This window comes from Streptomyces sp. SolWspMP-5a-2, assembly GCF_900091845.1.
GTDB lineage: Bacteria > Actinomycetota > Actinomycetes > Streptomycetales > Streptomycetaceae > Streptomyces > Streptomyces doudnae.
On record NZ_FMCI01000282.1, the window covers coordinates 1 to 8,656 of the forward strand.

8 protein-coding genes and 2 pseudogenes are annotated in these 8,656 nt (G+C 73.9%); 4 read left to right on the top strand and 6 right to left on the bottom strand.

The genetic code is table 11. The features are described 5' to 3' along the window. Together GA0115242_RS28415 and GA0115242_RS28420 are read right to left on the bottom strand one after the other, a co-directional pair. Window positions 1-387 (bottom strand): annotated as a pseudogene (locus GA0115242_RS28415) (molybdopterin-binding oxidoreductase); the annotation flags it as partial. 180 nt (window positions 388-567) lie between these two features. Next, window positions 568-945, bottom strand: coding sequence for a winged helix-turn-helix transcriptional regulator (locus GA0115242_RS28420; protein ID WP_093833449.1), 378 nt, complete (start codon window positions 943-945; stop codon window positions 568-570). Between the two features lie 77 nt (window positions 946-1,022). Between GA0115242_RS28420 and GA0115242_RS28425 the strand changes: the two genes are divergently transcribed. Both GA0115242_RS28425 and GA0115242_RS42570 read left to right on the top strand, forming a co-directional pair. After that, window positions 1,023-1,433 carry a RidA family protein gene (locus GA0115242_RS28425; RefSeq protein ID WP_093833451.1) on the top strand — a complete coding sequence of 137 codons (411 nt, stop codon included), beginning with the start codon at window positions 1,023-1,025 and terminating at the stop codon, window positions 1,431-1,433. A gap of 21 nt (window positions 1,434-1,454) precedes the next feature. Continuing rightward, a pseudogene (locus tag GA0115242_RS42570) lies at window positions 1,455-1,545 on the top strand (IS5/IS1182 family transposase); the annotation flags it as partial. Between the two features lie 33 nt (window positions 1,546-1,578). Here the strand turns inward: GA0115242_RS42570 and GA0115242_RS28430 are convergent. Continuing rightward, the gene (locus GA0115242_RS28430) at window positions 1,579-2,592 is read right to left on the bottom strand and encodes a hydroxyacid dehydrogenase (protein WP_176729927.1); all 1,014 of its coding nucleotides are present in this window, start codon (window positions 2,590-2,592) and stop codon (window positions 1,579-1,581) included. A 90-nt stretch (window positions 2,593-2,682) separates the two neighbouring features. Beyond that, a complete protein-coding gene (locus GA0115242_RS28435; RefSeq protein ID WP_093833455.1) occupies window positions 2,683-2,877 on the bottom strand; it encodes a hypothetical protein in 195 nt (64 codons plus the stop codon). Window positions 2,878-3,194: 317 nt separating this feature from the next. On the opposite strand from GA0115242_RS28435, the gene GA0115242_RS28440 reads away from it, so the two are divergent. Both GA0115242_RS28440 and GA0115242_RS28445 read left to right on the top strand, forming a co-directional pair. After that, entirely contained in the window at window positions 3,195-3,896 is a 702-nt protein-coding gene (locus tag GA0115242_RS28440) for a TMEM175 family protein (protein ID WP_093833457.1), read from the top strand. A gap of 86 nt (window positions 3,897-3,982) precedes the next feature. Beyond that, entirely contained in the window at window positions 3,983-6,334 is a 2,352-nt protein-coding gene (locus GA0115242_RS28445; RefSeq protein WP_093833459.1) for an ATP-binding protein, read from the top strand. Here GA0115242_RS28445 and GA0115242_RS28450 read toward each other — a convergent pair. Both GA0115242_RS28450 and GA0115242_RS28455 read right to left on the bottom strand, forming a co-directional pair. Next, window positions 6,286-6,762, bottom strand: a complete 477-nt coding sequence (locus tag GA0115242_RS28450) for a response regulator (RefSeq protein WP_370672325.1) — start codon at window positions 6,760-6,762, stop codon at window positions 6,286-6,288. The two genes, GA0115242_RS28445 and GA0115242_RS28450, sit on opposite strands and share 49 nt — an antisense overlap. Further along, window positions 6,759-8,552, bottom strand: coding sequence for a PP2C family protein-serine/threonine phosphatase (locus GA0115242_RS28455; protein WP_141721776.1), 1,794 nt, complete (start codon window positions 8,550-8,552; stop codon window positions 6,759-6,761). Before GA0115242_RS28455 ends, GA0115242_RS28450 begins: the two co-directional genes overlap by 4 nt. Window positions 8,553-8,656: the final 104 nt, after the last annotated feature.

The following is an 8,656-nucleotide window of genomic DNA, read 5'->3' on the forward strand; positions in this document are numbered from 1 at the left end:
GAGGCCGGTCGAGTCGGGCCTGCTCGTGGCGGCGGCGGCACCGACCACACCGAAGGCCAGCACACCGGCCGAACCGATGACCCGCCACCGCGCGGCCAACGCCCCGAGAACCAGGGCGAGAACGGTCAGCACGGCGAGGATGCCGAGCTGCAGAACGAGCTTGTCGTTCGTGCCGAAGTTCCGGATGGCCCAGTCCTTCACACCGGGCGGTGTTCGGTCGATCGCCGCCCCGCCGACCGCGATGACCGGCCCCGACTCCGGCCGCACCGCCGCGGAGACCAACTCGGCCACCGCGATGGCCGCGTATCCCGCGAGGAGACCGCTCAGGGCGCCGAGGGACAGGCGTGTGATACCGGGCAGCGGCTGGGGTCGTACGTCGAGGTCCATGACCGGAATCCGTCCCGGTGGCGCCCTCGGATTGGTCCTGGACGCCGGGGGCCTGGAAGCGGAGAGCCTCGACACCCCCGCAGAGCCGCGCTCCGGTCGGCACCGGGCTTCGGCCGTGCGACGAGGGCAGGACGTCGACGACAGCGCGACCATCCTTGACGCGTGCGGTCGTCGGAGGGGTCAGAAGCCCGCCTCTCCTTCTTCCCGCGCTCTGAATTCCTCGCGTGCGCGTTCGATGGCGGGCATGTTCCGCGAGGCCCACTCCAGCAGCACGTCGACGGGGTGGCGAAGGGTCTTGCCGAGGGGCGTGATCCGGTACCTGACCGCCACCGGGCGGACGGAGACGACCTCCCGCTCGACCACACCGTTCCGCTCCAGCCGCCGCAGTGTCGCGGTCAACGACTTCTGCGTGACCTGGGGGACGGCCCGGCGCAGTTCGTTGAAGCGGCACGGGCGTTCGCAGAGCTCGTTGAGCACCGCGAGCGACCATTTGTCGAGGATCTGGTCGAGCAGTTCGCGGTGCGGGGCGTCGATGCGGAGTTCGCCGTCGGTATCCATGGTGAAACCTGGTCTCGTTGAAGTGTCCTTCTTCCACTAGGTAGCTTATCGATACCTGAAGAAGAGGAGAGAGACCCGTGACTGTCCAGCACTTCACGCCCGACGGCATGCTCCAGCCGGTCCCCTACCACCACGTCGCCGTGGGCACGGGGACGAAGCACGTCCATGTCAGCGGCCAGATCGCGCGCCGGGCCGACGGAACTCCGGTGGCACCCGGCGAGCTGGCCGGACAGGTCGCCCAGGCACTGCGCAACACCGCCGTCGGACTGGCGGGCGCGGGCGCGTCGTTCGCGGACGTGCTGCGCCTGACGTTCTACGTGACCCGATGGAGCCCGGAGAAGATCGGCGACCTCATGGCCGGCGTGGAGGCCGTCGCCGAGGAGATCGGTCTCCGACTCCCCCTCCCCCCGGCCTCCCTGATCGGCGTCGAGTACCTCTTCGAACCGGACGTCCTCGTCGAGGTCGAGGCGACCGCGCTCCTGGACTGACGCCCTCCACAGGGTGGCGAACGTCTGGTGACCGCCTCCGCCCGACCCGTCCCCGGGAACAGGGCCGGTGCCCACGCCCGGCGGGAGTCGGACCTGCCCGCCGTCGCGGCCCAGGCAGCCCGCATTCGCCCTCCGGCAGCGAGCGTCAGGCCACTCGCCCGAGATCCTCGGCCCGTACCTCGTGGGCGAGCGGGCGGCCGGTCGCGAGCCGTTCGCACTCCTCGACGACGACGGTGCCGAGCCGCTGGAGTTCGTTGCCGAGGGAGCCCGCGATGTGCGGGGTCAGGAAGACGTTGGGCAGGTCGTACAACGGGGAGTGCGCGGGCGGCGGTTCGGGGTCGGTCACGTCGAGGACGGCGCTCAGCCGCCCGGAGACCAGTTCCGCGGTCAGCGCGGCCGAGTCGACCAGGGCGCCGCGCGAGGTGTTGATCAGGACGCCGCCGTCGCGGACGAGGGCGAGCCTCCCCGCGTCGAGCATGCGGTGGGTGGCGGGGATGTCGGGGGCGTGCAGGGTCACGATGTCGCTGGTCCCGAGCAGTTCGTCGAGGGGGACGGACTCCGCGCCGAGCGCGGCGGCCTCGGCGGCTCCCACGTACGGGTCGTACAGCAGCACGGTGAGGTCGAAGGGGCGCAGCAGTTCGAGGAGCCGTCTGCCCACGCGGGAGGCGCCGATGACGCCGACGCGGCGGCCGACGTTGCCGGTGGCCGCCGTCTCCTCGGGGGCGGGGTGGGTGTGACGGGCCCGGAAGCGTTCGCGGTGGCCGAAGGCGTCCTTCCCGGCCAGGAGGATCATCGCGAGGGTGTACTCGGCGACGGGCAGCGCGTTGGCGGTGACGGCGCTGGAGACGGCGATCCCGCGCCGCCACAGCTCGTCCCCGACGAGGGACCGGACCGAGCCCGCCGCGTGCAGCACGGCCCGCAACCCGGGCGCGGCGGCGAGGGCGTCGCCGTCGAGGTGCGGGCCGCCCCAGCCGGTGATCAGGATCTCGGCGGCGGCGAGGGCGTCGGCGGCGGCCGGATCGGTGACGTCCCGGACGACAAGGCCGGGGTCGATGCCGACGGCCCGCCGGAGCCGGGTCATGAGGTGCGGCGGGAAGAGCAGGGGCAGGTGCACCGGATCCATCGCGAACACGGCCCGCGGCGGCTGGGGGCTTGGCATGGTCCTCCTGACCGTCGGCGCGGTGGGGAACGTTCCGGAAAGCGGCCTCCACGGTAGGGCGGCCGCTTTCCGCCGGTCAATCGGTGGGCGTCAGTCGCCGGGCGCCGTCGTCGCGCCGTCGGCCTGCGGTGTTTCCACCGCCTTCCCCGGCATCAGGACGGCGAGGGTGCTGCGCGCCTCGCGGCGCAGCGTGGGGCGGCGGGCGAAGGTCGCGGTGAGGGCGAGGAGCGAGACCGTCCCCCCGTAGAGGGCCGCCGTGATCGTGGAAAGGAGCCCGGGACTCATCGGGCACGCACCCTTCTCCCCCGTTCGGCCCGCCGGGTTCGGACCAGGGGCGGGCGTCGATGCGCTCGCCCGCCACGATACGCGCGTCCCCGACTCCCGTACACGGTGCGTGTGTTGGTCCCCGGAGCATGGCGGGCGAGACGGTCCGGCACCGCGCGGGCGCCGATATGTCTGGTGGTTACACGTAAGTGCGGCCCCGTTGATCATTTCGACAGTTTCCTCGGGTAACCTCCGCCCTGGCCACCGGTCCCGGAAGGAGCGGTGCGCCCCCGCACGTGGCACCGCGCCGCGGCGGCGCGGACGGAGAGGTGCGACACATGGGTGCCAGCGGGCTCAGCAACGAGACCGGAACGGAAGGGGCCGACACCGGACGAGCGCCGGCCCCCGGGCCGCGCGGGCTGGAGCCGGGGGCGTCGGCGGAGCGGCTGCTCCTGTTCACGGACGCGGTCGCCGCCATCTCCATCACCCTCCTCATCCTGCCGCTGGTCGACCTCGTCCCCGAGGCCGTCGCCGCGCACGAAGAGCCCAGCAAGGTGATCACCGACCACCTCGACCAGATCTGGAGCTTCCTGCTCAGCTTCGTGGTCATCTCGAACGTCTGGCTGGAGCACCACCGGACCTTCGCGGCGGTCGGCAAGCTGACCCGGCCCCTGATGATCTGGAACATGGGGTGGCTGCTCGCCGTCGTCGTGCTCCCCCTGCCGACGGAGATGATCGGCGCCTTCGGCCGGGACCGGTTCGTCGCGGCGTTCTACTACGCGACGCTCCTGGCCAGCATGGTGTGCAGGTCGGCGATGCTGCGGATCCTGAAGACCACGCCGGAACTGCTCAAGGACGACGTCCCCGGGGCGCACCGCAGGGTCTCGGACCTCTACACCGAGGGCTACCTCAACGTCATCGCCGTGGCCGTCGCGCTGGCCCTGGCGCTCGCGGTGCCCGTGCTCCAGTACTACAGCCTCCTCCTGCTCGCCGTTCCGCGCCGGATCCTGCGCTTCCGCGACCGCGCCGCCGCCCGCTGACGGGACGCCGTCCCCTCCCCCGGCGGGGAGGGGACGGCCGAGGACGACCTCCCTCCGGTCGGCGGTGGCCGGGCCGCCTTGCGACAATGGCCGCCACCGACCCAGAGGGAGACCCGCACGTGCACGAGGACTGGTTGTCACCGAAGGCACAGCTCGCGGAGGCATCCGTGCCGGGCGGGTTCGACCTGTCGGTCTGCGTGCGCGAGCAGATCCATCTGCTGGGCGGGGTCCAGTCCTACGGGACCCTGCTCGCCGCCGACCCGGCGACCGGTCTCGTCGACACGGCCGCCGAGAACGCCGCAGCCGTCCTGGGCGTGCCCGCCGGGGACCTGGTCGGCGGCCCGGTGACGTCGGTCCTCGCCGAGGCCGACTGGCGGGAGGTGCTGGAGGCCGCGGGCACGGACGGCGCCGCCGCCGTCGGCTTCCCGGTCGCCGCGGGACCCGAGGGCCGCCGCTCCCTGTTCGACGTCTCCGTGCACCGCCGCGACGACCTGGTCGTGGTCGAGTTCGAGCCGTACGAACCGGACCGGGCGGCCCGCTCGGGCGGCTTCTACGAGCGGGTCAGACGGGCCCTGAACCGGCTCAGGTCGGCGACCGACGTGACGGAGTGCTGCCAGGCGGCCGTCGCCGAGGTGCGCGCGCTGACCGGCTTCGAACGCGTCGTCGCCTACCGCTTCGACGGGCTCAACGGACCCGGCGAGGTGCTCGCGGAGTCCGTCGCGGAGGGCTGGGAGCCGTGGCTCGGCCTGTGGTTCCCCGCCACCGACATCCCCCCGCAGGCCCGCCGCCTCTACGAGGAGAACTGGATCCGCGTCATCGCCGACGTGGACGACACCACCGCCCGCCTGGTCCCGCCGGTGCGCGAGGCGACGGGCACGCCCCTCGACCTCTCCGGTGCCGCGCTGCGCACCGTCTCGGAGTTCCACCTGGAGTACCTGCGCAACATCGGCGTGCGGTCGTCGATGTCCGTGTCGCTGCTGAAGGACGGACGGCTGTGGGGGCTGATCGCCTGCCACGGCGGCACCCCCGCGCCGGTCGCGCCCGCCGTGCGCTCGGCCTGCGAGCTGTTCGGCGCCACCTTCTCCATGCAGCTCGCCGCCATCGAGGAACGCGAGCGGGCCGACGCCCTGGAGCGGGCGGGCCGGGACGCCGCCGGGCTCGCCACACTGCTCGACGTCGACGTGGACGCCTCCCTGCTGCGTCACGAGGAGCTGGTCAGGGGCCTGATGGAGGCCGACGGGGTGCTGCTCGCGCGCGGCGGGCGGCAGACGGCGGCCGGTCTCGCGGTGCCCGCGGAGCTGGCCCGTCTGCTGGCCGATCGCGCGGCGGCCGCGACGGCGGACGTCTGGTCGACGGACCGGATGCCCGAGCTGCTGGCGCAGGAGGGCGCGGACGCCGTCCCGGCCGGAGGGGTGGCCGGGGTGCTGCTGGTGCCGCTCGGCGACGAGGGGGACTTCCTCGCCTGGGTGCGCGGGGAGCGCGCGCTGCCCCGGGAGTGGGCGGCGGACCCGTCCCGGCCCGTGCTGGTCGGCCCCCGGGGCGAGCGGCTGACCCCGCGCGGTTCCGGCGCCGTCTTCCGGTCCGTGGTGCGCGGGCGCAGCCGTCCCTGGACGCGGCGTTCCGAGGCGGCCGCGGCGGAGATGCGGCGGCTGCTGACGGGCCTCGTGCTCCGGCACGCGGAGGAACTGGACGCGCTCAACGCCGAGTTGCGCCTGACCAACCTGGACCTCGACTCGTTCGCGCATGTCACGGCGCACGACCTCAAGGAGCCGCTGCGGGGCATCGCCAACGCGGCCACGTTCACGCTGGAGGACGCGGGAGACCGGCTCGACGCGACCAGCGTGCGCCGTCTGGAGACGATGCGCAGGCTCGCCGCCCGCATGGACGACCTGCTCAACTCCCTGCTGCACTACGCCCGGATGGGCCGGGGCGGCCTGCGGCGCGCGGAGATCGGGCTGGACGAGGTCGTCGACTCGGCCCTGGAGGTCGCCGGGCCGCGGCTGGCGGAGGAGAACGTGCGGGTGCTGCGTCCCCGGGCGCTGCCCACGGTCGACGCCGACCCGGACCGCGTCTACGAGATCTTGGTGAACCTGCTGGTCAACGCGGCGAAGTACGCCTCGGACCGGCACGACCGCACCGTGGAGATCACGGTGGAGGAGCGGACGCCCCCGGGGGCGTCGGAGGCGGTGGCCGCCGTCGTCGTGCGGGACAACGGGATCGGCATCCCGGACGACCGTCAGCAGGAGGTCTTCGACCTCTTCCGGCGGCTGCACGGACCCGGTGAGCGGGGCGGCGGCACCGGCGTGGGCCTCGCCGTCGTCCAGCGGATCGTGGACCGGCACGGCGGTCTGCTCTGGCTCACCAGCGCCCCCGGCGAGGGCACGGCGTTCTACTTCACGTTCGGGGGCACGGCAGCCCCCTGCCCCGAGGGCGGCTGACGCCTGGTCTGCTGCCAGTAGTCGACGGCGCCCTTCAGCACGGTCCTGAACAGGTCGAAGTTGAGCGGCTTGTAGATGTAGCTGTCGGCTCCGGCCGCGTAGCAGGCGTCGACCTCGGCGGGCGCCGTGGAGGAGGTGAACACCACGACGGCCACCTCCGCCAGTTCGGGACGGGCGCGGATCGCCTGCAGGAGGCTGTAGCCGCCGAGCCCCGGCATGTTGAGGTCCAGGAGGATGATGCCGGGCACCTGGTCGGCGGCGAGCAGCCGGTCCACCAGGCCCTGGCCGTCGCCGACGATCTCCAGGCGCAGCAGGGGGTGGGTCCTGGACAGGGCCCGTTCGATGGCCTCCGCGTCCTCCTCGGAGTCCTCGACGACCAGCAGCCGGCCCATGTCGAGCCGTCGCGCGGGCGCGTGGTCCTGCGTCACTTCGTTCCCTTCGCCTTCGCCTTGGCCGTCAGCACGGCGGTGTCGTCGTCGCCGCGGTCGCGGAACTGCGCGGCCGCCGCCACCAGTTCCTCCGCCGCGGTCTTCCCGGAGGCGGCGAGCGCGCCGACCGCGGCGGCCGCGTGCTCCTCGAACTGCGTGCCGTCCTGGGAGCGCGCCTCGGTCAGTCCGTCCGTGAAGAGGACCAGGGTGTCGCCCTCGGCCAGCCGGAAACGCGCGGGTTCGTAGCGGGCGTCCGGGACGACGCCCAGCAGCAGGCCGCGCGCCGGGGTCTCCGCCACCTCGCCGTCCGCGCGCCGGACGTACGGCCACGGGTGCCCGGCCCCGGCGATCTCCGCGTCCCAGCCGCCGTCCGCCGGGACGAGACGGATCACCAGGGCGGTGACGAACCGCGAGGCGCCCTCGCCGGTGAGCGCCCGGTTGAGGCGGGCGAGCGCGGCGGCGGGCGCCACGCCGTCCTCGAGGAGGGTGCGCAGGGTGTGGCGGGCCAGGGCGGTGGCGGCGGCGGCCTCCGCGCCGCGGCCGCACACGTCGCCGATCACCAGGGACACCGTCTCCCCGCAGACGACGACGTCGTAGAAGTCGCCGCCGACGTCCAGGCTGGGATCGCCGACGTGGTAGGCGGCGCTCAGTTCGAGTCCCTCGACCTCCGGCAGGGCGCGCGGCAGCAGATGGCGCTGGAGCATCTGCACGTGTCGGCGGCGCTGCTCGTAGAGGGTGGTCGTGTCGATGGCGAGGGCGGCGCGGCCCGCGAGGTCGCTCAGCATCCGCAGGTCCCTGACCCCGGCGTCGGCGCTCTCGTACAGGAAGGTGAGGGTGCCCAGGACGCGGCCGCGGGCGCGCAGCGGACTGACGCTGAGGGCCTGGACCGGGCCGCCGGGTCCCGCGGGAGTGCCGAAGGGGCCGCCGGTGAGGTCGTCGCCGCGCAGCACGATGCCCTCGCGGTCCTCTGCGCCGCGGCTCAGCACCGCCTTCATCCACGGGTCGTCCCGGGCCGTGCTGGTCAGCCAGGACTGGGCCGAGGCGGCGACGTGCGCCGTCGCGACCGGCGCGAGCCGCCCGTCCTCGCCGAAGAGGTGCACGACGCATCCCTCGGCGACGGCGGGGACGGCCAGCCGCGACACGCGGTGCAGGGTCTCGCGGGCGTCGAGGCTGGCGTCCATCTGGAGCGACGCCTCGGCCAGGAACGCGTCCCTGACCTGGCGCTTCTCGTGGGCCCTGATCTCCAGGATGCGTTCGTTGCCCGCGCGCAGGATCTCCGCGACCTGGGTCAGCCGCTCCTGCAGGGCCGCGGCCTCCTCGTCGGCGGGCCGCCGGTCGAGGCCGAGCCACAGGGCGGCGCTGTCACCGGGGGCGAGCGGGAACACGCACTCCACGGCCCACGCCGCCCCGGAGCCGCGCAGCGAGGGGCCCGCGAGGGGCGGGTCCACGGGAGCGGCCGCGCCGAGGTCGACGAGCCTGACCGCGGGGACGGCGTCGGCGGCGACCGTGTCCGGGCAGGTCTGGCCGCCCGGCCACCCGTCGTCGGAGGGCAGCCAGGTCACGACCCCGTCGCGGGCGGCCCGGCCCCGGCGCAGGTACAGGGGACCCCGGTCGTCCCACCGCGCGCCCACCACGGTGCCGACCCCGGGCAGCGGCAGCAGGAAGTCGTAGACGTGTTCCGCGACCCCCGTGACGTCCTGGACCTCCGCGGTGGCGGCACGCCACAGCAGGTGGAGGGCGCGCTGCCACTCCACCGGCGGTCCGGTTCTCCCGCCGTCGTCCCTACTCACCAGAAGTTCCCATGGGGGGAATGGTATGAGAAGTGGCGGGAGGTCCTCCGTGGCAGGTCGTCGGACGGCCGGGGAGACCGGGCGGGGGGCGGTGGTCGTGCGGC

Bases quoted from the DNA above. Each gene is read 5' to 3' on its own strand.
- GA0115242_RS28440 (WP_093833457.1), top strand. From the start codon at position 3,195: ATGGGTGCCAGCGGGCTCAGCAACGAGACCGGAACGGAAGGGGCCGAC.
- GA0115242_RS28445 (WP_093833459.1), top strand. From the start codon at position 3,983: ATGGCCGCCACCGACCCAGAGGGAGACCCGCACGTGCACGAGGACTGG.
- GA0115242_RS28435 (WP_093833455.1), bottom strand. From the start codon at position 2,877: ATGAGTCCCGGGCTCCTTTCCACGATCACGGCGGCCCTCTACGGGGGG.
- GA0115242_RS28430 (WP_176729927.1), bottom strand. From the start codon at position 2,592: ATGCCAAGCCCCCAGCCGCCGCGGGCCGTGTTCGCGATGGATCCGGTG.
- GA0115242_RS28420 (WP_093833449.1), bottom strand. From the start codon at position 945: ATGGATACCGACGGCGAACTCCGCATCGACGCCCCGCACCGCGAACTG.